Here is a 19,812-nt window from a genome sequence, read left to right as displayed (position 1 = left end):
GCCCGGAAGCGGGGGCCGCGGCGCGGGGCGCCGTCGCAGCAGTGCGTCAGATCAGGTCGTCCGTGAGGTGGTTCGGCGTACCGAAGCGGTGCGCGGTGATGCTCACGGCCTGCTCGTGCAGGAACGGGAGCATCTCCACCCGGCCCGCCCCGGTGACGGGGTGGGCGTAGACGGCCACGTCCGGACGGGACCCGGTCGCGGCGATGAGGGCCGCGCGGTCCCCGCCGATGAGGCGGACCCGGCCGCCGCCGAGGGCTGCGGCGCCGGCCAGCCAGGCGGCGTCGTCCTCCACCCGGACCCGCACGCCCCGGCCGGTGAGCACGGAGCGCACCGCGGCGGGCAGCTCGAGCGCCGAGGAGACGGTGAGCTCGGCACCGGCGCGCAGGCCGGCGGCGACCACGCGCAGCAGGTCGGCGAGGGGCTCGCCCTCGGACAGGCGCACCGTCACGGGCAGCGACAGGTAGCGAAAGACGTTGCGCTCCGCGTAGAGCTGCGAGACGTCCCGGGCGACCCCGAACTCCCCGGCCCAGGCGGCCTCGTCGCTGCGCAGCGCCTGCTCGAGGACCTCGGCCTCCTGCGCCGTGACCCCCGCCCGCCCGGCACGGGCGGCCGCGAGCAGGTCGGCGACGGCGGCGTCGGCCACGGGGCGCCCGGACCCGCGCAGCGGCGCGGGCTCCCACTCGCCCAGGCCCATGAGGTAGCTCGGGCCCCCGGCCTTGGTGCCCGGGCCGACCGCCGACTTCTTCCAGCCGCCGAAGGGCTGGCGCTGGACGATGGCACCGGTGATCCCGCGGTTGACGTAGACGTTGCCGGCCTGGACGTTCTCGAGCCAGTAGCCGATCTCCTCCGGGTCCAGGGAGTGCAGGCCTCCCGTGAGGCCGTACTCGACCTCGTTCTGGAGGGCGACGGCCTCCTCCAGGGTCTCGGCGGTCATCACGCCGAGCACCGGGCCGAAGTACTCCACCATGTGGAACTCGGATCCGCGCTGCACCCCGGTGCGCACGCCCGGGGTCCACAGCCTGCCGGACTCGTCGAGCCGCTGCGGCTCGATCAGCCAGGACTGCCCCTCCTCGAGGGTGGTCAGGGCCTGGAGCAGCTTGCCCTCGGCGGGCTCGGTGAGCGGGCCCATCTGCGCGGCGGGGTTGGTCGGGTAGTCGACGGTCAGGGAGGTGACCGCGTCGACGAGCTGGTTGCGGAACCGGCGGGACGTCGCCACGGACCCGACGAGGATCACCAGGGAGGCCGCCGAGCACTTCTGCCCGGCGTGGCCGAACGCCGAGTAGGCGACGTCCTTGGCCGCGAGGTCGAAGTCGGCGCTGGGCGTGACGATCAGGGCGTTCTTCCCCGAGGTCTCGGCCAGCAGCGGCAGGTCGGAGCGGAAGGAGCGGAACAGCTCCGCCGTCTCGTACGCGCCGGTCAGGATGAGCCGGTCCACGGACGGGTGGGAGATCAGCTGGCGGCCGAGGGCGCGCTCCTCGAGGTCCACGAGGGCGAGCACGTCGCGGGAGATCCCGGACGCGTCCAGGGCCTCCCAGAGGGCCTCGGCGACCACGGCGCCGCAGCGCTTGGTGGGACCCGCCGGCTTGAACACCACCGGGGAGCCGGCGGCGAGGGCCGCCAGCACCGAACCGGCCGGGATGGCCACCGGGAAGTTCCACGGCGGGGTGACCACGGTCAGCCGGGACGGCACGAAGGACGCGCCGTCGACCTCGTCCAGCTCCCGGGCGCGCTCGGCGTAGTAGTGGGCGAAGTCGATCGCCTCGCTGATCTCCGGGTCGGACTGGTCGAGGGTCTTGCCGGCCTCGGCCGCCGCGACCTCGAGCAGCTCGGCACGGCGGGCGGCGAGGGAGTCCCCGGCGCGGTGGAGCACCTCGGCCCGCTGGGCGCCGGTGAGGGCGGCCCAGTCGCGGCCGGCCTCGAGGGCGGCGCCGATGACGCGGTCGAGCTGCCCCTCGGTCCGCAGCGCCGCGGCGGTGACGGTCTCCACCCCGGCCCGGGAGCCGGGGACCCGCTCGATGATCGCCCGGCCCCAGTCCCGGTTGGCGGCCACGGCCGGATCGGTGTCCGGGGTGTTCGCGAAGGCGTCGGTCGGGGCGGGCAGCTCCGGCAGACGGCGGTCCTGGACCCGGTTCGGCAGCGGCACGGTGTCGTCGAGCGCGGCGAGCGAGGCGAGGAAACGGTTCTTCTCCCGCTCGAAGAGCTCCTCGCTGGCCGAGAGCTCGAAGACCGCGGACATGAAGTTCTCCTGGCTCGCGCCCTCCTCCAGCCGGCGGATCAGGTAGGCGATGGCCACGTCGAACTCGGCCGGGTGCACCACCGGGGTGTAGAGCAGCAGGGAGCCGACGTCGCGCTTGACCGCCTCGGCCTGGCCGGTGGCCATGCCGAGCAGCATCTCGAAGTCCACCGCGTCGGCCACGCCGCGCTCGGCGGCCAGCAGCCAGGCGAAGGCGATGTCGAAGAGGTTATGCCCGGCCACGCCGATGCGCACGGCATCGGCGTGCTCCGGCTGCAGCGCGTAGTTGAGGACCCGCTTGTAGTGGGTGTCCGAGTCCTGCTTGGTGCCCCAGGTCGCCAGGGGCCAGTCGTGCAGGGAGGCCTCGACCTGCTCCATGGGCAGGTTCGCGCCCTTGACCACGCGCACCTTCACGGAGGCGCCGCCGGCGGCGCGGCGGGCGGCGGCCCACTCCTGGAGGCGGATCATCGCCTCGAGGGCGTCGGGCAGGTAGGTCTGCAGCACGATGCCGGCCTCGAGGTCCTTGAACTGGGGCTGGTCGAGGATCCGGGTGAAGACCGCGAGGGTCATGTCCAGGTCCTTGTACTCCTCCATGTCCAGGTTGATGAACTTCGGGGTGGCGAACGAGGCGGCCCGCGCGTAGAGCGGGGTCAGCTTCTCGACGACCTCGGCCACGGCCTCGTCGAAGGCCCAGGGCGAGTGCGGGGCGACGGTGGAGGACACCTTGATGGAGACGTAGTCCACGTCCGGCCGGGCCAGCAGCTCGTGGGTGCCCTGCAGCCGGCGGTCGGCCTCGCGCTCGCCGAGCACGGCCTCGCCGAGCAGGTTGATGTTGAGCCGGACGTCGTCCTTGCGGATCCTGGCGATCGACCGCCCGAGCTTGGCCTCGCTCGCGTCCACGATCAGGTGCCCGACCATCTCGCGCAGCGCCTTGCGCGCCGCCGGGATCACGGCCTGCGGGGCGACCGGGGCCAGGGCCCCGCCGGTGCGCACCGCGGTGCGCAGGTACCAGGGCAGGAAGCCGGGGACCTTCGGCGCCAGCCGCGCGAGGTTGCGGGCGGCCACCTTGATGTCCTCCGGGCGGATGACGCCGTCGACGAAGCCGACCGTGAAGTCCAGCCCGCCGGTATCCTTCAGCACCCCTGCCAGCTGCTCCCCCGAGGCGTCCTTCGGGAACTGCTCCGCCTCGGTGAGCCAGCGGCGCACCGTGGCCACGGCCTGCTCGGGCAGGGACGCCGGGATCGCGGCGTGGGGAAGGGTACGTCCCGCCGCGGGGCGGCCGGGGACCTGCACTGCCGGGGGGACGGGGATCGTCGTCATGGGTGGTACTCCCTGGGTTGGGTCGAGATCACTGCGGTACGTCCAGTGTGCGCCCCGGAACGATTCGGATAAAGTGAAGAATTCCACAGTTGATCCGTCAGTAATACTAATTGTTGGAGGGCGTCGGAATGCTGGATGTGCGCAAGCTGCGGCTGCTGCGGGAACTGGCCCTGCGGGGCACCCTCGCGGAGGTCGCCGCCGCCCTGAACTTCAGCCCCTCGGCCGTCTCCCAGCAGCTCGCGGCGCTGGAGAAGGAGGCCGGGGTGGCGCTGCTGGCGAAGGCCGGCCGGCGGGTCCAGCTCACCCCGCAGGGGGAGATCCTCGTGGCGCGCACCACCGAGCTGCTGGACGTCCTGGAGCGCACCGAGTCGGACCTCGCGGCGTCGCTGAGCACGGTCAGCGGCACCGTGCGGGTCGCCGTGTTCCAGTCCGCGGCCCTGGCGCTGCTGCCGGACGTGCTGGGCACCATGCGCCGCGAGCACCCGGACGTGCGGGTCGAGATGGTGCAGGCCGAGCCGGAGCGGGCCCTCTACGAGACGTGGACCCGGGAGTTCGACGTGGTCGTGGCGGAGCAGTACCCGAGCCACGCCGCCGCCCACCACCCGGACCTGGACCGGCGGCGGCTGATCACGGACGCCATCCGCCTGGCCGTCCCCCCGGGCCCGGAGCACGCGTCCGTCGCCTCCCTGCGGGACGCCCAGGAGCTGCCGTGGGTGATGGAGCCCCGGGGGGCGGCCTCGCGGCACTGGGGCGAGCAGCTGTGCCGGCGGGCGGGCTTCGAGCCCGACGTCCGGTTCTCGACGGCGGACCTCCAGGCGCAGACCCGGCTCGTGGAGTCCGGCAACGCCGTGGCGCTCATGCCGGACCTCATGTGGGTGGGCGAGGACTCGCCCTGCCGGCTGGTCGACCTGCCGTCCGGGCCCCGGCGGACGGTGTTCACCTCGATCCGGGGGTCGAGCGCGCACCGCCCGGCCATCCTGGCGCTGCGCGCCGCCCTCGAGTCGGTGGCCGCCGGCCTGGCCGGCCGGATGGAGTGAGGGGCGGCCGGACGGCTACGGCCGGACCGCGGCCCGCCCCGTGAGCGCCCCGCGCAGCCGGTCGTCCGCGACCTGCTCCAGCAGCCACGGGCTGAGCAGGAACGGCGCGGCCTCGGCCGCGGCGAAGAGCTCCTCCGGGGCGATCCAGGCGACCTCCGCGACCTCCGCGGGCAGCGGCCGCGGCTGCCCGGTGGCCCGTGCCACGTAGACGGGGCAGAACTCGTTCTCCACGATCCCGGAGGCGTCCACCGCCCGGTAGCGGAAGTCGGGGAGCACCTCGGTCATCCCCGACACCTCGAAGCCCAGCTCCTGGCCGGCGCGGCGCGCGATGGCCTCGACGAACCCCTCGCCGGGGCCCGGGTGGCCGCAGAAGCTGTTGGTCCACACCCCCGGCCAGGTCTTCTTGGCCAGCGCCCGGCGGGTCAGCAGCAGCCTCCCGTCGTCGTCGAGCACGTAGCACGAGACCGCGAGGTGCAGGGGGGTGTCCGTGGTGTGCACCCCGGCCTTGAGCGCGGTGCCGATGGGTCGGTGCGCGTCGTCGAGGAGGACGACTTCTTCGGCTGACATGGGCCTCGTTCCGGTCGGCGGGCGGGTGACGGTGCGCAACCATTCTCGCAGGATCGGCGCACCGGTGGAACGCGGGCCCGCGGAGTGGACAACGGGCCGCGGCCGGAGCACGATCGTGAACCATGCGACGTCGTCGGCACGTTCCCGTTCCCCTGCCGCTGCGGGACGGGGTGGACCCGGTCCGGGTGCGGATGCCGCCCTCGGGGCCCGGATCCGACGGCACCGTCCGCGACCACCTGCTGGGCAGGTTCCCCGCGTCCGCGGCCGAGCTCGAGGAGCTCTTCGCGTCCGGCGGGATCGTCGACGACGCCGGACGGCCCGTCGCCCACGACGCCCCCGTCCGTCCCGGCGGCTCGGTCTGGTACCACCGGGCCCTGCCGGAGGAGCCGGAGCTGCCCGGGGACCTGCCGGTGCTGTTCGAGGACGAGTGGCTGCTGGCGGTCGACAAGCCGCACGGACTGCCCACCACGCCGCGCGGCGCGTTCGTGGCGCAGAGCGCGCTCGTGAAGCTGCGCCGCGCCCGCGGCGAGGACCGGCTCTCCCCGCTGCACCGCCTGGACCGCGGCACCGCCGGGGTCCTGCTCCTCTCCCGGGACCCGGGCACCCGGGGACGGTTCCAGGTCCTCTTCCAGGAGCGGGCGGTGACCAAGGAGTACGAGGCCGTGGCCGGGCACCGGACCGGGCTGCGCCTCCCGCGCCTCGTCGAGTCCCGCATCGTCAAGGACCGCGCCTGCCTGCAGGCGCGGGAGGTCCCGGGCCCGGTCAACGCGCGCACCGCGGTCGCGGCGGCCGGCCCGCCCTTCGAGGACGAGGAGGGGACGTGGGCGCCCTACGCCCTCCGGCCCGAGACCGGGCGCACCCACCAGATCCGGGTGCACCTGTCCGGTCTGGGCATCCCCGTCCGCCACGACCCCCTGTACCCGCAGGTCCGTCCGGCGGACGCCGAGGACCCCTGTCGGCCGCTGCAGCTGCTGGCCCGCCGGATCGCCCTCGTGCACCCCGTGACCGGCGAGCCGCTCGTGCTCGAGAGCGGCCGCGCCCTGCGGACCGGGGCCGGCGCGTGAGCGCCCCGCACACCCCCCGGGGGACGGACCGCGTCCCGGCGCCGGACGTGGCGCGGGGGCTGATGCTCTGGGTCATCGCGGTCGCCAACATCACGGTGTGGATCTGGGTGCCCGGTCCGACCGACGGCCCCCGGAACCGGACACTGGGCGCCGGCGCGGACACCGCCGGGTGGACGGCGGACGACGTCGTCAACATGGCCATGTCGATGCTCGTGGACGGCCGCGGCTTCCCGCTGTTCTCGTTCCTGGTGGGCTACGGCGTGGGCCAGATCGCCGCGCGGGAGGCCGGCCGCGGCACACCGCTGCCGCTGGCGCGCCGGCTGCTCCTGCGCCGCTACGGGTGGCTGGTCCTCATCGGGGCCCTGCACGCGTGCCTGCTCTTCCCCGGGGACATCATCACCGCCTACGCCTTCGGGGGTCTCCTCCTCGCCGTGCTGATCGCCGAGAGCACGCGCACCCTCGTGGTCCTCTCCGCCCTCGGCGCGGTGCTGATGGTCCTCTACGGGGCGGCGAGCTGGGCCGTGCGGACCCCCGGCACGCCGGCCTTCCCCAGCCTGGTGGCGGACACCGTCCCGGAGCGGCTGGCCCTCGGGCTCGCCGAGGGGCTCGGGGTGGTCTCCTTCGCGCCGCTGCAGCTGCTGGGCCTGCTGCCCATGCTGCTGCTCGGGCTGGCCCTGAGCCGGTACCGGGTGCTGGAGGATCCCGGACCCCGCCGTGGCCGGCTGCTGCGGATCGCCCTGGTGTGCATCGGGCCCGGGCTCCTCACGGGATTCGGCACCGGGCTCCTGACCACGGACCGGCTCGACCCCTCACCGGCCGCCGGGTCCGTGCTCACCGGCGCGGACGCACTGACCGGGGCCGCGCAGGGGGTCGGCTACGCGCTGGTGGTGGCGCTCGTCTGCGACCGGGTGCTACGCCCCGGTACCGGGGCCGGCCGGGCGCGCGAGCACCCCGTGCTGTGGGCGCTGCAGGCCCTCGGCCGCCGGTCGATGACCGGATACCTCGCGCAGTCCGTGCTGTTCACCGTGCTGCTGCCACCGTTCGCGCTGGGGCTCGGCCGTGCCCTGACGCCCACGGCCGCGCTGCTGCTCGGCTCCGCCGTGTGGCTGGCCACGCTGCTCGGCGCGGCCCTGCTCGAGCGGCGCGGCCTGCCCGGACCGGCCGAGGCCCTGCACCGGCGGCTCCACCGCGGTCCCGCACGGGAGCACGGCGGGCCCCGCCCCCCGGCGAGCGCCTAGGCTCGGGGGCAGCACGTCATCCCCGCCAGCACAGGAGCTCGCCATGCCCCCGACCACCGGCGCGCGCGCCGCGCGCTACCCCACGACCGACGACCCCGCCGGACAGCCCGGGCACCCGGGCCCCACGGTGGCCGCCGGTGCGGCCGGGCACACCGGTGCCGCCGCCGCGGCGCGGGCCGACAAGGCGGCCCGCTCGGTCCTGGAGCTGTTCGGCGGGCGGGCGCTGGGGGTGCCCGGGACCCTGCTCGGCGCTCCGGCGCACCCGCGCCCCACGTCGCCGAAGGCCCCGTGGCACTACTGGTGGCAGGCGCACCTGCTCGACGCGCTGGTGGACGCCGGGCTCCGGCACCTGGACGACCCCGGGCGGGCCCGGCGGTTCCGCCGCGAGGGGCACCGCGTGCTGCGGGGCATCACCCTGCGCAGCGGCGGCCGGGTCACGCACAACTCCTACTACGACGACATGGCGTGGCTGCTGCTGGCCGTGGGCCGTCTCGCCGAGCTGGACCGCGCCCTGACCGGGCGACCGGACGTGGCGTGCCTCGACGCGGGCAGCGCCCTGCTCACCCGGCTCGAGCGGGGCCACACGGGGGACCTCGGCGGCGGCGTCTTCTGGAACACCCGCCACGAGGTCAAGAACACGGCGTCCTCGGCACCCACCGCCCTGGGGTTCGTGCGCACGCACCGGCCGGAGCAGGCGGGCGCGGTGCTCGCCTGGCTGCGGAGCACCCTCTGGAACCCGGAGCGCAAGGTCTTCCACGACGGCCTGCGCCTGGTGGCCGCCGGGTCCGGCACCGAGGTGACGCGCCGGGACGACCGGCTGTTCAGCTACAGCTCCGGGCCCGTGCTCGGCGTGCTCCTCGAGCTCGCGGGCGGTCCGGGCACGGGCGAGGAGCAGCGGGCGGACCTGCTGCGCACGGCCGCCGACGTGGTGGCCGGCGCCGCGCAGGAGTACGGCCGCGAGCTGGACGGGCGCCCGGTCCTGCGCACCCACGGCGGCGGGGACGGCGGCCTGTTCAGCGGGATCCTGGCCCGCTACCTGGCCGGCGCCGCCCTGCACCCGGACCTGCCCGCCGACGCCCGCCGCACCGCCGCCGCCCTCGTGACGGGCACCGCCGACGCCCTGTGGGCGGGCCGGCGGGAGTTCGACCCGGCGGTGGACTTCAGCGCGCCGGGGGGCCCGGCGTCGGAGCCCGCCGGTGAGACGGTGGCCATCTTCTCCCCGGACCCGGCGCGGCACGCCGACGAGGCGCAGCGCCCCGGCGTGCCGGTCGAGCTGTCCACCCAGGTGCAGGCGTGGACGGTGCTGGAGGCCGCCGCCCGGCTGGCCCGCCCCTGAGCGGGGCCGCCGCCACCGGCTCCGCTGAGCGCTGAACCGGCCGCCCGGCGCGGTGGTGACCGTGGTCCTGCCCGGGGTCTTGGGATAGAACAGCAGTATGAACTTCCTCCGCACCCCCGATCCGAACCCCGGTTGGCTCAACGAGGACGATCTGCAGGAGGCGCGCCGCCGTCTGCCGATGGTCTACGTCCAGGCCCTGCCGGTCCGGCTCGACCCGCTGGGCTACCTCTCCGAGATCGGGCTGCTGCTGCAGGCGACCCCCGAGGGCGAGATGATGTACACGTTCGTCTCCGGGCGGGTGCTGTACCGGGAGACCATCCGGGCGGCGCTGCTGCGCCACCTGGAGAAGGACCTGGGCGCCATGGCGTTCCCGCAGCTGCCGGTGTCCACCACGCCCTTCGCCGTGGCCGAGTTCTTCCCCTCCCCGTCCGAGACCGGGCTGACCGACGACCGCCAGCACGCCGTGGCGCTGAGCTACATCGTGCCGGTGCGCGGGGAGTGCAGTCCGCGCCAGGACGCCCTGCAGCTGTCCTGGATGAGCCCGGAGGAGGCCCTCAGCCCCGAGGTGCAGGCGGAGTTCGCCGGGGGCCGCGGGGATCTGGTGCGCCAGGCCGTGGCCCACGCCGGCTGGGGCCGCTGAGGGCGCACGGCTGACGGCCGGGCGCCCGCCCGCGTCCGCGCCGTGGCGCACAATGGACGGGTGCCCGCACCAGACGAGATCCTGCTCCCCACCGCCGCCCGCTCCGCCTTCGGCTTCGAGGTGGAGCACCGCCTCGCGGAGACCGCCGCGATCCCCGGCGGGCGCGTCCGGGCCAACGGCGGCCCGTTCCTGGGCCGCACCGGGACGATCACGACCCCGCACGGGACGATCCGGACCCCGGCCTTCGTGCCCGTCGGCACCGCCGCCACCGTCAAGGCCGTGCTGCCGGAGTCCATGGCGGAGCTCGGCGCCCAGGCCCTGCTCGCCAACGCCTACCACCTCTACCTCCAGCCCGGCGCGGAGGTCCTGGACGCCGCGGGCGGGCTCGGCGCGTTCATGAACTGGTCCGGCCCGACCTTCACGGACTCCGGGGGCTTCCAGGTGATGTCCCTGGGCTCGGGGTTCCGGAAGGTCATCGACATGTCCACGGCCGCGGCCTCGGCGGCGGGGGACGACGACGTCGCGACGGGCAAGGAGCGCATGGCGCGGGTCGACGACGACGGGGTGACGTTCACCTCCCACATCAACGGGGACGTCCACCGCTTCACGCCGGAGATCTCGATGCAGGTGCAGCACCGGCTCGGCGCGGACATCATGTTCGCCTTCGACGAGCTGACCACGCTGCACAACTCCCGCGGCTACCAGGAGACGTCCCTCGAGCGGACCCGCCGGTGGGCGCAGCGGTGCGTCGCCGAGCACGCCCGGCTCACCGAGGAGCGCGCCGACCGCCCGTACCAGGCCCTGTTCGGCGTGATCCAGGGCGCCCAGTACGAGGACCTGCGCCGGAAGGCGTGCCGCGACCTGGGCGCGATGGACTTCGACGGCTTCGGGATCGGCGGTGCCCTCGAGAAGGAGAACCTGGGCACGATCGTGCGCTGGTGCAACGAGGAGCTGCCCGAGAACCGGCCCCGGCACCTGCTGGGCATCTCGGAGCCGGACGACATCTTCACGGCCCTCGAGAACGGCGCGGACACCTTCGACTGCGTCTCCCCCACCCGGGTGGCCCGCTCCGGCGCCGTGTACGCCCCTGACGGCCGCTTCACCGTCAGCAACGCCCGCTTCCGCACGGACCTCACGCCGATCGACGCCGGGTGCGACTGCTACACGTGCGCCCACTACACCCGGGCCTATCTGCACCACCTGTTCAAGGCCAAGGAGCGCCTGTCCGCGACGCTCACGTCGATCCACAACGAGCGGTTCGTCGTGCGCATGGTGGACGGCGCCCGCGAGGCCATGGCCGACGGCACGTACTTCGAGTACCGGGACGAGGTCCTGGGCCGCTACTACGCGGGCCGGTCCTGAGCCGGCCCGTCCGCCCCGGCGTGCTCGTGGATCACGAGCACCGGGCACTTCGCGTGCGCGACGCAGGCGGCGCTCACCGAGCCGAGGAGCAGCCCGCGGAACCCGCCGTGGCCCCGGCGCCCGACGACGAGCATCGTGGCGTCCTCGCTCTCGTGCACCAGCACCTTCGAGGGGTGGCCGAACACCACGGAGGTGCTGAGCCCGGCCGGGACGTCGTCGCCGAACGCCTCGCGGACCGCCTTGTCCACCTTCTTCCGGGTGATCTCGTCGAAGTTGTCGCTGCCCAGCGGGACGTACCCGGCGTACTCGGGCGGATAGTCCCAGGCCCCGACGGCCCTGATGCCCGCGCCGAGGGACGGCGCCGTCCGCGCCGCCCAGCGCAGCGCCTCGACGGACTGCGGGGATCCGTCGACGCCGACGACGATCGCTGCTGCGGTTCCGTTGCTCATTCCAGGTCCTCTGCTCGAGTGCTCACGGTGACGTGATCAGTATCACAGAGCGGGGTCCGGCGCGCGCCGCGGTGCCGGCGTCCGTTCGGGGGACACGAACGATCCGCCCGGCCCCCCGGCCGGGGCCCTCAGCCGGCGGCTGCGGTCCCCTCGGACCACCCGGCCGCCTCCGCCCGACCGGCCTCGACGGTCTCCTCGGGGAGCACGAGCACCGGGCACGGGGCGTGGGCGACGCACGCGGAGCTGGTCGACCCCATCAGCAGCCCCTTGAAACCGCCGTGGCCCCGGCGTCCCACCACGAGCATCTCGGCTCCCTCGCAGTGGCGCATCAGGACCTTGGAGGGATGGCCGAACTCCACCACGGTGCTGAGTCCGGCGGGCACGTCCTCGCCGAACGCCTCGCGGACGGCCCGGTCCACCCGCTCCCGGGCGAGCTCGTCGAACCGGTCGTCCTTGAAGTGCACGAAGTTGACGTACTCGGGCGGGTTCTCCCAGGCCCCCACGACCTTGACGGTGGCCCCGTACGCGGGGGCGAGCCGTGCGCCCCAGCGCAGTGCCTCCACGGACTGGGGGGATCCGTCCACCCCGACGACGACGACTGATTCCGCTGCGTTCTCCATGGCCGGTCCTCCGTTGTGGTGACGACGGTGCTGTGGGCCCAGTATTCCAGAGCCCGGGGGACCGCGCTCAGAGATGCGAGAGGATGACCGAGCTCCTCGTGTGGTTGATGCCCTTCCACTCCCGGATCCGCACCATGACGTCCTCCAGGTGGGTCGTGTTCTCGGCCCGGATGAGGAAGATCCCGTCCGCCTCGCCGGTCACCGTGTAGGCGGCGGTCACCTCGGCGATGTCGGCGGCCATGGTGCGCATCATCGACGGCGACAGCCCGCCGTCGCAGTGCAGCTCCACGAACGCCTGGATGTTCCACCCCAGGACCGACGGGTCGAGCTCCGCGGTGAAGCGCTTGATGGCCCCCGTCTGCTGCAGGACGTCGACCCGCCGCTTCACCGCCGGGGCCGACAGCCCCACCTTGTGGCCGATGGCCGCGTAGCTCTCCCGGCTGTCCTGGACCAGTGACGCAATGATCTGCTGGTCAATATCGTCAAGACGCAACGATTCACTCCTTTCGTGAGGGTTCTCACATTGAATTTATCATGAGCGGCCCGTTAGACTTTAGATGTCACCCAGGGCACCGTTCTCCGCCGGACCACCCGGCGCTCCATTCTCCGACCAACGGGCCCCTCCGCACCGCCCACAGAAAGTTGTCTCGTCCCATGGCTCTCCTCCTCGTCCTCGGCCTTCCCGCCCTTCTCTTCATCGCCATCGGCCGCGCGGCAGCACCGGCCCGCACCACCTCCATGGGCGGCGTCGTGCGCCAGGCCGGCAGCGACCTCGCGCGCGGCCTGAACGTGTGCGCCATGACCGCCCCCCAGTACCTGACCAGCGGATCCGGCACCGGCCGCTGACCCGCCACCGGCGTCGACGACGACGCCGCCCCGGCACCGCAGGCGGCCCGGCTCCCCTCCCCGATGTGACGTCGAGGCGGGAGAGCCGGGCCGTTCCGTGTTAAATCTTCGTTGCCACGACAAGATGGCTCTTTCGGCGACAAGCGTGTCTGTTGCCAACCGGCTGTCCACAATGTGTAGTGGTGAGATGCAGATCACACAGGCGTTACCCATGACTACCGTCACCGACGAAGTCGGATGGCTCGCGGCGATCGACGACGCCATCAACAGTGCGTTCGCTCCGATCACCGAGATCTTCAACAACATCGTCTTCTACCCGATCACCATCGCGGGCGTCAGCTTCCCGTTCGTCGTGGCCTGGCTCATCGCGGCCGGCGTGATCTTCACCGTCTACTTCGGCTTCATCCAGTTCCGCGGCCTCAAGGTGTCCTGGGACGTGGTGCGGGGCAAGTTCTCGTCCAAGGACGACCCCGGTGAGGTCCCGCACTTCCAGGCGCTGACCTCCGCGCTGTCCGGGACCGTGGGCCTGGGCAACATCGCCGGTGTGGGCGCGGCCATGGCCCTGGGCGGTCCGGGTGCCACGTTCTGGATGATCGTGGCCGGCCTGCTCGGCATGGCCACCAAGTTCGCGGAGTGCACCCTGGGCGTGAAGTACCGCGAGGTGCACGAGGACGGCACGGTCAGCGGCGGCCCGTTCCGGTACCTGCTCGTCGCGTACGGCAGGTTCGGCAACGTCGTCGCCAAGATCTTCACCGGCATCTTCGCCGTCGCGATCCTCCTCTTCGGCGCGGCCGGCGGCAACATGTTCCAGGCCAACCAGACCTTCGCGCAGGCGCGGAACGTGACGGGCGGCGCCGACGGCTTCCTCGGCAGCGCCGGGGCGGCCCTCGTCTTCGGGCTGATCCTCGCGGGCTTCGTGGGCCTGGTCATCATCGGCGGCATCAAGTCGATCGGCGCCACCACCAGCCGGCTCGTGCCCGCCATGGCCGCCGTCTACGTCACCGCGTGCCTGGTGGTCATCCTCGTCAACCTCAACCAGGTGCCCGCGGCGTTCGCCTCGATCATCAACGGCGCGTTCTCGCCCGAGGGCATGGCCGGCGGCGTCCTGGGCGTCATGATCGTGGGCTTCCAGCGCGCGGCGTTCTCGAACGAGGCCGGCCTCGGCTCCGCCCCGATCGCCCACTCGGCCGTCAAGACCCGCCGCCCCGTGAGCGAGGGCTTCGTGGCGATGTTCGAGCCCTTCGTGGACACCGTGATCATCTGCACCATGACGGCCCTGGCCATCGTCATCGCCAGTGCCCCCAGCCTGCAGGCCGGCATCGACCAGGTGCAGGCCGGTGGCGGCGCTCCCGACGGCGTCATCCTCACCTCCGACGCCTTCGCCACGGTGATCCCCTGGTTCCCGATCATCCTGGCCGTCGCGGTCATCCTGTTCGCGTTCTCCACCCTGATCACCTGGTTCTACTACGGCCTCAAGGCGTGGGAGTTCCTGTTCGGTCGCAGCCGGCTCAGCGACAACATCTTCCGCTTCATCTACCTGTTCTTCACCGTCTCCGGCTGCGTCCTGACCTTCAGCGAGGTCATCGCCTTCGCCGACGCGGCGCTGTTCGTCTGCGGCTTCGTCAACCTGCTCGGCGTCTACTTCCTGCTGCCCGTCATCAAGAAGGAGATGAAGGAGTACCTCGCCGACCGCAAGAGCGGCAAGCTCCACCTCCTCGGCAACGAGCCGACCGACGGGTCCACCGCGGTCCGCGACAGGACCTGACCCCCGCGGAGCGACCCGGAGGTCGCCCCGCCAACGACGTCCGCCCGGTCCTCGTCCCGAGGGCCGGGCGCCGTCGTGTCCGGGCTGCCCGCCCGGTTGCGCCCGCTCGGGCTACTCGGCCGTTCCGACGCCGTCCGCCTCGGGCTCGGTCTCGCGCTCGGACCCGGTCTCCCGCCGTGACCGCCGCCAGGAGAGCACGGCCACGACCACCACGACCGCCCAGGACGCGGCGACCACCGCCAGTGCCGACCACGACGGCCGGGACGTGAAGGCCCCCACGGCGGCGAAGCTCACCTGCCCCGGCATCCCGCCCAGCAGGGTCGCCCCGAGGTAGTCGCGCTGCGGGATGCGCACGAGTCCCGCACCGTAGCTGAGGGTCCAGTTGGGCACCACGGGCCGGAGCACGAGCACCGTGAGGAAGCCCTTCCCGAGGAGCTTGCGCTCCACCAGCTCGACCCGGTTGCCCGCGAGCCGGTAGAGGGCGTCGCGGCCGAGGAACCGGGCCAGCCAGTACCCCAGCCAGGCCCCGGCCGTGGTGGCCACGACCCCGACCACGCTCCCCTGGGCCATGCCGAAGAGGAAGCCCCCCGACACGGCCATGATCGTCACCGGGATCGGCGTGGCGGCCACGAGGACGAAGACCGCGGCGAAGACGAGCGGGCCCCACGCGCCGAAGCCCTCGACGAAGACCCGGATCTGCTCCACGGTGGGCAGCTCGTGGCCGATGAGGTACCAGACGGCCAGGGCCAGCAGCAGCAGGAGCGCACCCCCCTTGAGCGCGGTGACCCAGGCCGGCCGTGCGCCGGGCTCGCGGGCCCCCGGCTCCCGCGCAGGTTCGGTGCTCACGTGCGCCACTGTACCGACCGCCGTCGCGGGGGCCGAGGACGACCGGGGACAATGGGAGGCATGGACGTCACCGACCTGGACCCCGCGGAGGTCCTCTCCGTCTCCCACCCCCTCGCGCACCCTCCGGCCGCGGTCTTCGCCGCCTTCACCGAGCCCGACCGGCTCGCCGCCTGGTTCGGCCCACCCGGCTGGAGCGTGCCCCGGGAGTCCGTGCTGCTCGAGGTCCGGGCCGGGGGCCGGCAGCAGTTCCGCTTGGTGCAGGACGCCGACCCCGCCCAGGTCGCCCCGGTGCACGGCACGTACTCGCGGGTCGAGCCGGGAGTCCTGCTCGAGGGCCGCGAGGCGCTGCCCGGGCCGGACGGCGAGCCCACCGCGAGCCACGTGCTCACGCGCACCGAGTTCGTCGCCACCGGGGACGGGGGCACCCTGCTGGTGCTCACGCAGGGGCCGCTCCCCCCTGCCGTCCACCCGGGAGCGGCCGCGGCGTGGCGGGGCTCCTTCAGCCGGCTCGAGGCCCTGCTGGCCACGGGCTGAGCCGGGCTCCGGAGTCCGGGGCACCGGTCCCCGCCGGGCTCGGATAGTCTGCCCGCATGACCCAGGACGCCGGCATCCGCACCACCGCCCTGACCCGGCGGCTGACCGCCCCCAATCCGGGCCCCATGACCCTCGACGGCACGAACTCGTGGCTGATCGGGGCGCCGGGGCAGGCGGACGCCGTCGTCGTGGACCCGGGCCCCGCCGATCGCGGCCACCTCGCCGCCCTGGCCGCCGCGGGGCGGACCGTGCTGGTCCTGGTGACGCACCGCCACGCCGACCACACCGAGGCCGTCGACGCCTTCCACGCGCTCACCGGTGCGCCCGTGCGCGCCTTCCTGCCGGAGTTCTGCCGCGATGCCGACCCCCTGGTCGACCGCGAGACGATCGAGGCCGCCGGGTGCCGGATCCGGGTGCTGCACACCCCCGGCCACACCTCCGACTCCGTGAGCTTCCACCTGCCCGACGACGCCCCGGCCGCGGGCGCGGGGAGCGTCCCGCGCACCTCCGGCTCGGTGCTCACGGGCGACACGGTCCTGGGGCGGGGCACCACGATGCTCGACCACCCGGACGGGAGCCTGGGCGACTACCTGCGCTCCCTGCAGCGCCTGGCCGTGCTGGGCGACGCCCTGGTGCTCCCGGCGCACGCGGACGTGCGGGAGGACGTGGAGGCGGTGTGCGAGGAGCTCCTCGAGCACCGGATGGAGCGCCTCGCCGAGGTGCGGGAGGCGCTGCGCGCCCTGGGCCGGGCCGCGACGCTCGAGGCCATCACGGCGCGGATCTACGCCGACGTCCCGGCGCACGTGCTGCCCGCCGCCCGGCGCTCGGTGGGCGCGCAGCTGGCCTATCTCGGCTTCTGAGCCGAGCCGCCGGGAGCGCCGCCGGTGCCGGCCGCAGCGCCCCTCAGCGCAGGGGCGCGAGCGCCTCCCCCGCGGGGACGGTGGCGCCGTAGGTCGGCTCACGGCGCTTGAGCCAGCCGATCACGGCGTACGTCACCGGCATGACCAGCACCTCGACCAGGACCTTGTACACGTATCCGACCACCACGTAGTTGAGGAAGTCGCCCGTCGTGGTGATCCCGATGACGGGGGCCGCCACGGTGCAGAAGATCACGGTGTCCACGAGCTCGCCCACCAGGGTCGAGCCGATCAGCCGGGCCCACAGGTGCCTCTCCCGGGTGCGGGCCTTGATCCGGACCATCACGAACGCGTTGAGCAGCTGCCCCGCGAGGTAGCCCAGCAGGGAGCCCGCCACGATGAGCGGGACGGGGCCCAGGACGGACTCGAAGGCCGCCTGCCCGTCGTAGAACTCCGCCGGCGGCAGGGCGATGACGAGCCAGAACACGACCGAGGAGAACAGCCCCGCGGCGAAGGACGTGACGATGGCCCGGCGGGCCGCCCGGAAGCCGTAGACCTCCGCCACGACGTCGCCCAGGACGTAGGCGAGGGGGAAGAGGAAGAAGCCTCCGTCGGTGATGACGGGGCCGAACGCGACCCCCTTGGTCGCGGCGACGTTGGAGAGCACCAGGACCACGCAGTACGCCGCCACGACGAGGTCGAAGTACGTGCGGGGCCGGCGGGCGAAGCCGGCGGGGGCAGGGCCGGAGGAGGAGGACACGGTCGGTCACCAATCTGTTGTGACGCGGCGCCGGCCCGCGCGGGGCGGCGCCGTGGTTCGATCTGTGCGGTGTGCTGGACGGACGCGGGGCGTCCGCCTGCCACCCGGGCGCCCCCTCCCGCCGCCGCGGGTCCCGTGGGGATGTCGCGTGCCGGCCGGAGACCGACGTACAGTCTAGCCCCGCGCGGTTGGCCCCGGCGGCGCACGGGAGCGCAGAATGGCTCCCATGACCGACACCAGCACCGTTCCCACGCCCGCCGCCGCGGACCCCGCCGACCGGCCGGCCGTCGCCCTCACGATCGCGGGCTCCGAGGCCACCGGCGGCGCCGGCGCCCAGGCCGACCTCAAGACCTTCCAGGAGCTGGGGGTCTTCGGCTCCCTCGCGCTCACCTGCATCGTGTCCTTCGATCCGGCCGCGGACTGGGGCCACCGCCTGTTCCCCGTGCCGCAGGACGTCCTGCGCGAGCAGCTCGAGGCGATCACGGCCGCCCACGCGCTCGACGCCGTCAAGATCGGCATGCTGGGCAGCCCCGAGACCATCGCCACGACCGCCGAGGTGCTCACCGCGCTGGCGCCGCGCCACCTCGTCCTCGACCCGGTGCTCATCTGCAAGGGCCAGGAGCCCGGCGCGGCGCTGGACACCGACGAGGCGCTGAAGGCGAGGATCCTGCCGCTGGCCACGTTCGTGACCCCCAACCACTTCGAGTCCCTCTCCCTGGCCGGCATGGACGAGATCAGCACGGTCGAGGACCTCGAGGAGGCCGCCCGGCGGATCCACGAGGCGTCCGGCGCGGTGGTCCTCGCCAAGGGCGGGGTGCGCCTGGCCGGCCCCGACGCCGTCGACGTCTTCTACGACGGGACCACCCTCGAGGTGCTCTCCGAGGCCAAGGTCGGCGAGGTCCCTGTGGCCGGGGCGGGCTGCACGCTCGCGGCCGCGGTCGCCGCGGAGCTGGCCAAGGGCGCCGAGCCCCTCGAGGCGGCCCGCACGGCGAAGGCCTTCGTCTCCGCCGGCATCCGTCGCCGGATCACCTCGCGCGCCCCGTTCGACTCCCTCTGGCAGGGCGGCTCGGCCGCGGAGCGGTGAGCCGGCAGGGGCCCGGCGGCTGCTCCCGCACGGCCGGGCCCCTCCGACTCCCGCCCTTTCCCGCTGGGGGTTTCCTGGACGTTTCCCCAGACTGTCGGCCCGGAGGACTCCAGAGCCGGAAAACGGTGATGTCATAGACAGACACACCGTCACCAAGGCTCAACAAAGTGTGCATAATTTGGTGACACGCACAGATAAGGTGTCATCATGCCTCGTATTTCTGCGGCCACCAACGCCGCGCAGCGGGAGAACACCAAACGAGCGATCCTCGACTCCTTCGGCCAGCTGCTCTACCAGCAGGGCCTCACCGGCCTGACCATGACGCACGTCGCCAAGAACGCCGGCGTGGGCCGCACCGCGGTCTACAACTACTTCGCGGACATGGGCGAGCTCCTCGTGGCCTACGCCCTGGACGAGACCGAACGGTTCATGACCGACCTGCGCCGCGACCTGGAGGGCGTCGCCAACCCGGTCGACCGGCTCGCCGTCTACATCCGCGCCCAGATCGAGGACCTCACCCGGCGCCACCTGCCCCCGGGCCCCACCATGCGCACCGTCCTCTCCCCGGAGGACTACCAGAAGCTGGGCGAGCACGTGGGCGAGCTCCAGGGCCTGCTGGCCGCGATCCTGCGGGACGCGATCGGCCAGGGCTATCTGCCGGCGGGCGACATCTCGGAGCTCGCGGCCCTGGTGCACGGCTCCCTGACCGCCGCGGCGGACCGCGGCCAGAACTCGGACCAGGACCGGGCGGCCCGGGAGCAGCACATCCGCTCCACCGTCCGCTTCATCCAGCAGGGCCTGGGAGCGCAGTTCGACGCCGAGGGCCACCCCGTGCCGCTGGCACCCGAGCGACCGCCCCTCAGCGCGGCGTCCTGACCGCGCCCCGCTCGGCCCCCGCCCGCGCGCCCGGCCCCCGCGCGAGGTCCAGCACCCGCGCGTGCAGCACGGTGCGGTGGTGCAGCGCGGTCCGCAGCGCCCGGTGCAGCCCGTCCTCGAGGTAGAGGTGGCCGTCCCAGCGGACCACGTGCGGGAACAGGTCGCCGTAGAACGTGGAGTCGGCGTCCAGCAGGGTCGCCAGGTCCAGGGTGGTCTTCGTGGTGATCAGCTCGTCGAGCCGGACCTGGCGCGGGGCGATGCCCGACCAGTCGTGCGGCGTGACGAGGCCGTGGTCGGGATACGGGCGGGAGTCGCCCACGGCCTTGAAGATCATGCGTCCATGGTAGGGGCGGGTCCCGCAGGAGGCACCTGCGGGAC

At 73.6% G+C, this 19,812-nt stretch carries 20 protein-coding genes; 12 read left to right on the top strand and 8 right to left on the bottom strand.

Going from position 1 to position 19,812, the window contains the following annotated elements; genetic code table 11:
• Positions 1–46 precede the first annotated feature (46 nt).
• The gene (locus ACFU0Y_RS08900; RefSeq protein WP_380214116.1) at positions 47–3,553 is read right to left on the bottom strand and encodes a bifunctional proline dehydrogenase/L-glutamate gamma-semialdehyde dehydrogenase; all 3,507 of its coding nucleotides are present in this window, start codon (positions 3,551–3,553) and stop codon (positions 47–49) included.
• Between the two features lie 128 nt (positions 3,554–3,681).
• Between ACFU0Y_RS08900 and ACFU0Y_RS08895 the strand changes: the two genes are divergently transcribed.
• Positions 3,682–4,590, top strand: coding sequence for a LysR substrate-binding domain-containing protein (locus tag ACFU0Y_RS08895; RefSeq protein ID WP_380214115.1), 909 nt, complete (start codon positions 3,682–3,684; stop codon positions 4,588–4,590).
• A gap of 15 nt (positions 4,591–4,605) precedes the next feature.
• Here the strand turns inward: ACFU0Y_RS08895 and idi are convergent, their stop codons facing one another.
• The gene (gene idi, locus ACFU0Y_RS08890) at positions 4,606–5,157 is read right to left on the bottom strand and encodes an isopentenyl-diphosphate Delta-isomerase (RefSeq protein WP_380214114.1); all 552 of its coding nucleotides are present in this window, start codon (positions 5,155–5,157) and stop codon (positions 4,606–4,608) included.
• A 122-nt stretch (positions 5,158–5,279) separates the two neighbouring features.
• Here idi and ACFU0Y_RS08885 point away from each other — a divergent pair, with 122 nt between their 5' ends.
• The 5 genes from ACFU0Y_RS08885 (at position 5,280) to tgt (ending at position 10,797) form a co-directional block, all read left to right on the top strand.
• Entirely contained in the window at positions 5,280–6,221 is a 942-nt protein-coding gene (locus tag ACFU0Y_RS08885; RefSeq protein ID WP_380214113.1) for a pseudouridine synthase, read from the top strand.
• Entirely contained in the window at positions 6,218–7,459 is a 1,242-nt protein-coding gene (locus ACFU0Y_RS08880; RefSeq protein ID WP_380214112.1) for a DUF418 domain-containing protein, read from the top strand. Before ACFU0Y_RS08885 ends, ACFU0Y_RS08880 begins: the two co-directional genes overlap by 4 nt.
• Positions 7,460–7,502: 43 nt before the next feature.
• A complete protein-coding gene (locus tag ACFU0Y_RS08875; RefSeq protein ID WP_380214110.1) occupies positions 7,503–8,795 on the top strand; it encodes a glycoside hydrolase family 76 protein in 1,293 nt (430 codons plus the stop codon).
• A gap of 97 nt (positions 8,796–8,892) precedes the next feature.
• Positions 8,893–9,435 (top strand): NUDIX hydrolase family protein, encoded by a 543-nt coding sequence (locus ACFU0Y_RS08870; protein ID WP_368809148.1) that lies wholly within the window; start codon positions 8,893–8,895, stop codon positions 9,433–9,435.
• Positions 9,436–9,495: 60 nt separating this feature from the next.
• Positions 9,496–10,797 carry a tRNA guanosine(34) transglycosylase Tgt gene (gene tgt / locus ACFU0Y_RS08865; RefSeq protein WP_380214109.1) on the top strand — a complete coding sequence of 434 codons (1,302 nt, stop codon included), beginning with the start codon at positions 9,496–9,498 and terminating at the stop codon, positions 10,795–10,797.
• Here the strand turns inward: tgt and ACFU0Y_RS08860 are convergent.
• The 3 genes from ACFU0Y_RS08860 to ACFU0Y_RS08850 form a co-directional block, all read right to left on the bottom strand.
• Complete coding sequence (locus tag ACFU0Y_RS08860; RefSeq protein WP_380214108.1) at positions 10,779–11,246, bottom strand: universal stress protein; 468 nt, start codon at positions 11,244–11,246, stop codon at positions 10,779–10,781. The genes tgt and ACFU0Y_RS08860 overlap by 19 nt on opposite strands.
• A gap of 128 nt (positions 11,247–11,374) precedes the next feature.
• Positions 11,375–11,866 carry a universal stress protein gene (locus ACFU0Y_RS08855; RefSeq protein WP_380214107.1) on the bottom strand — a complete coding sequence of 164 codons (492 nt, stop codon included), beginning with the start codon at positions 11,864–11,866 and terminating at the stop codon, positions 11,375–11,377.
• Positions 11,867–11,933: 67 nt separating this feature from the next.
• Complete coding sequence (locus ACFU0Y_RS08850) at positions 11,934–12,359, bottom strand: Lrp/AsnC family transcriptional regulator (protein WP_380214106.1); 426 nt, start codon at positions 12,357–12,359, stop codon at positions 11,934–11,936.
• A gap of 161 nt (positions 12,360–12,520) precedes the next feature.
• Here ACFU0Y_RS08850 and ACFU0Y_RS08845 point away from each other — a divergent pair, with 161 nt between their 5' ends.
• Together ACFU0Y_RS08845 and ACFU0Y_RS08840 are read left to right on the top strand one after the other, a co-directional pair.
• Entirely contained in the window at positions 12,521–12,712 is a 192-nt protein-coding gene (locus ACFU0Y_RS08845; protein WP_380214105.1) for a hypothetical protein, read from the top strand.
• Positions 12,713–12,923: 211 nt separating this feature from the next.
• Positions 12,924–14,477 carry an alanine/glycine:cation symporter family protein gene (locus ACFU0Y_RS08840; RefSeq protein ID WP_380214104.1) on the top strand — a complete coding sequence of 518 codons (1,554 nt, stop codon included), beginning with the start codon at positions 12,924–12,926 and terminating at the stop codon, positions 14,475–14,477.
• Between the two features lie 111 nt (positions 14,478–14,588).
• On the opposite strand, the gene ACFU0Y_RS08835 is transcribed toward ACFU0Y_RS08840, so the two are convergent.
• Positions 14,589–15,323: a TVP38/TMEM64 family protein gene (locus ACFU0Y_RS08835; RefSeq protein ID WP_380214103.1), complete on the bottom strand. Its 735-nt coding sequence runs from the start codon at positions 15,321–15,323 to the stop codon at positions 14,589–14,591.
• A gap of 60 nt (positions 15,324–15,383) precedes the next feature.
• Between ACFU0Y_RS08835 and ACFU0Y_RS08830 the strand changes: the two genes are divergently transcribed.
• On the top strand, positions 15,384–15,857 hold the full coding sequence (locus ACFU0Y_RS08830) for an SRPBCC domain-containing protein (protein ID WP_380214102.1): 474 nt from the start codon (positions 15,384–15,386) through the stop codon (positions 15,855–15,857).
• 56 nt (positions 15,858–15,913) lie between these two features.
• Positions 15,914–16,717 (top strand): MBL fold metallo-hydrolase, encoded by an 804-nt coding sequence (locus tag ACFU0Y_RS08825; RefSeq protein ID WP_380214101.1) that lies wholly within the window; start codon positions 15,914–15,916, stop codon positions 16,715–16,717.
• Between the two features lie 43 nt (positions 16,718–16,760).
• Here ACFU0Y_RS08825 and ACFU0Y_RS08820 read toward each other — a convergent pair whose 3' ends face one another.
• The gene (locus tag ACFU0Y_RS08820; RefSeq protein WP_380214100.1) at positions 16,761–17,474 is read right to left on the bottom strand and encodes a queuosine precursor transporter; all 714 of its coding nucleotides are present in this window, start codon (positions 17,472–17,474) and stop codon (positions 16,761–16,763) included.
• Positions 17,475–17,700: 226 nt separating this feature from the next.
• Between ACFU0Y_RS08820 and ACFU0Y_RS08815 the strand changes: the two genes are divergently transcribed.
• Together ACFU0Y_RS08815 and ACFU0Y_RS08810 are read left to right on the top strand one after the other, a co-directional pair.
• Complete coding sequence (locus ACFU0Y_RS08815) at positions 17,701–18,558, top strand: hydroxymethylpyrimidine/phosphomethylpyrimidine kinase (RefSeq protein WP_380214099.1); 858 nt, start codon at positions 17,701–17,703, stop codon at positions 18,556–18,558.
• A gap of 207 nt (positions 18,559–18,765) precedes the next feature.
• Positions 18,766–19,434: a TetR/AcrR family transcriptional regulator gene (locus tag ACFU0Y_RS08810; protein WP_380214098.1), complete on the top strand. Its 669-nt coding sequence runs from the start codon at positions 18,766–18,768 to the stop codon at positions 19,432–19,434.
• Here the strand turns inward: ACFU0Y_RS08810 and ACFU0Y_RS08805 are convergent.
• The gene (locus tag ACFU0Y_RS08805; RefSeq protein WP_380214097.1) at positions 19,418–19,768 is read right to left on the bottom strand and encodes a type II toxin-antitoxin system VapB family antitoxin; all 351 of its coding nucleotides are present in this window, start codon (positions 19,766–19,768) and stop codon (positions 19,418–19,420) included. The genes ACFU0Y_RS08810 and ACFU0Y_RS08805 overlap by 17 nt on opposite strands.
• Positions 19,769–19,812: the final 44 nt, after the last annotated feature.

It is taken from the genome of Kocuria sp. NPDC057446, from assembly GCF_042802875.1.
Classification (GTDB): domain Bacteria; phylum Actinomycetota; class Actinomycetes; order Actinomycetales; family Micrococcaceae; genus Kocuria.
This window is presented reverse-complemented; position numbering and strand designations above follow the sequence as displayed.

What these genes read in the sequence shown, in the direction of transcription:
- ACFU0Y_RS08855 (WP_380214107.1), bottom strand. Translation starts at nt 11,866, where the DNA reads ATGGAGAACGCAGCGGAATCAGTCGTCGTCGTCGGGGTGGACGGATCC.
- ACFU0Y_RS08900 (WP_380214116.1), bottom strand. Translation starts at nt 3,553, where the DNA reads ATGACGACGATCCCCGTCCCCCCGGCAGTGCAGGTCCCCGGCCGCCCC.
- ACFU0Y_RS08875 (WP_380214110.1), top strand. Translation starts at nt 7,503, where the DNA reads ATGCCCCCGACCACCGGCGCGCGCGCCGCGCGCTACCCCACGACCGAC.
- ACFU0Y_RS08815 (WP_380214099.1), top strand. Translation starts at nt 17,701, where the DNA reads ATGACCGACACCAGCACCGTTCCCACGCCCGCCGCCGCGGACCCCGCC.
- ACFU0Y_RS08845 (WP_380214105.1), top strand. Translation starts at nt 12,521, where the DNA reads ATGGCTCTCCTCCTCGTCCTCGGCCTTCCCGCCCTTCTCTTCATCGCC.
- ACFU0Y_RS08840 (WP_380214104.1), top strand. Translation starts at nt 12,924, where the DNA reads ATGACTACCGTCACCGACGAAGTCGGATGGCTCGCGGCGATCGACGAC.
- ACFU0Y_RS08810 (WP_380214098.1), top strand. Translation starts at nt 18,766, where the DNA reads ATGCCTCGTATTTCTGCGGCCACCAACGCCGCGCAGCGGGAGAACACC.
- ACFU0Y_RS08805 (WP_380214097.1), bottom strand. Translation starts at nt 19,768, where the DNA reads ATGATCTTCAAGGCCGTGGGCGACTCCCGCCCGTATCCCGACCACGGC.
- ACFU0Y_RS08825 (WP_380214101.1), top strand. Translation starts at nt 15,914, where the DNA reads ATGACCCAGGACGCCGGCATCCGCACCACCGCCCTGACCCGGCGGCTG.
- idi (WP_380214114.1), bottom strand. Translation starts at nt 5,157, where the DNA reads ATGTCAGCCGAAGAAGTCGTCCTCCTCGACGACGCGCACCGACCCATC.
- ACFU0Y_RS08860 (WP_380214108.1), bottom strand. Translation starts at nt 11,246, where the DNA reads ATGAGCAACGGAACCGCAGCAGCGATCGTCGTCGGCGTCGACGGATCC.
- ACFU0Y_RS08895 (WP_380214115.1), top strand. Translation starts at nt 3,682, where the DNA reads ATGCTGGATGTGCGCAAGCTGCGGCTGCTGCGGGAACTGGCCCTGCGG.
- ACFU0Y_RS08870 (WP_368809148.1), top strand. Translation starts at nt 8,893, where the DNA reads ATGAACTTCCTCCGCACCCCCGATCCGAACCCCGGTTGGCTCAACGAG.
- ACFU0Y_RS08830 (WP_380214102.1), top strand. Translation starts at nt 15,384, where the DNA reads ATGGACGTCACCGACCTGGACCCCGCGGAGGTCCTCTCCGTCTCCCAC.
- ACFU0Y_RS08885 (WP_380214113.1), top strand. Translation starts at nt 5,280, where the DNA reads ATGCGACGTCGTCGGCACGTTCCCGTTCCCCTGCCGCTGCGGGACGGG.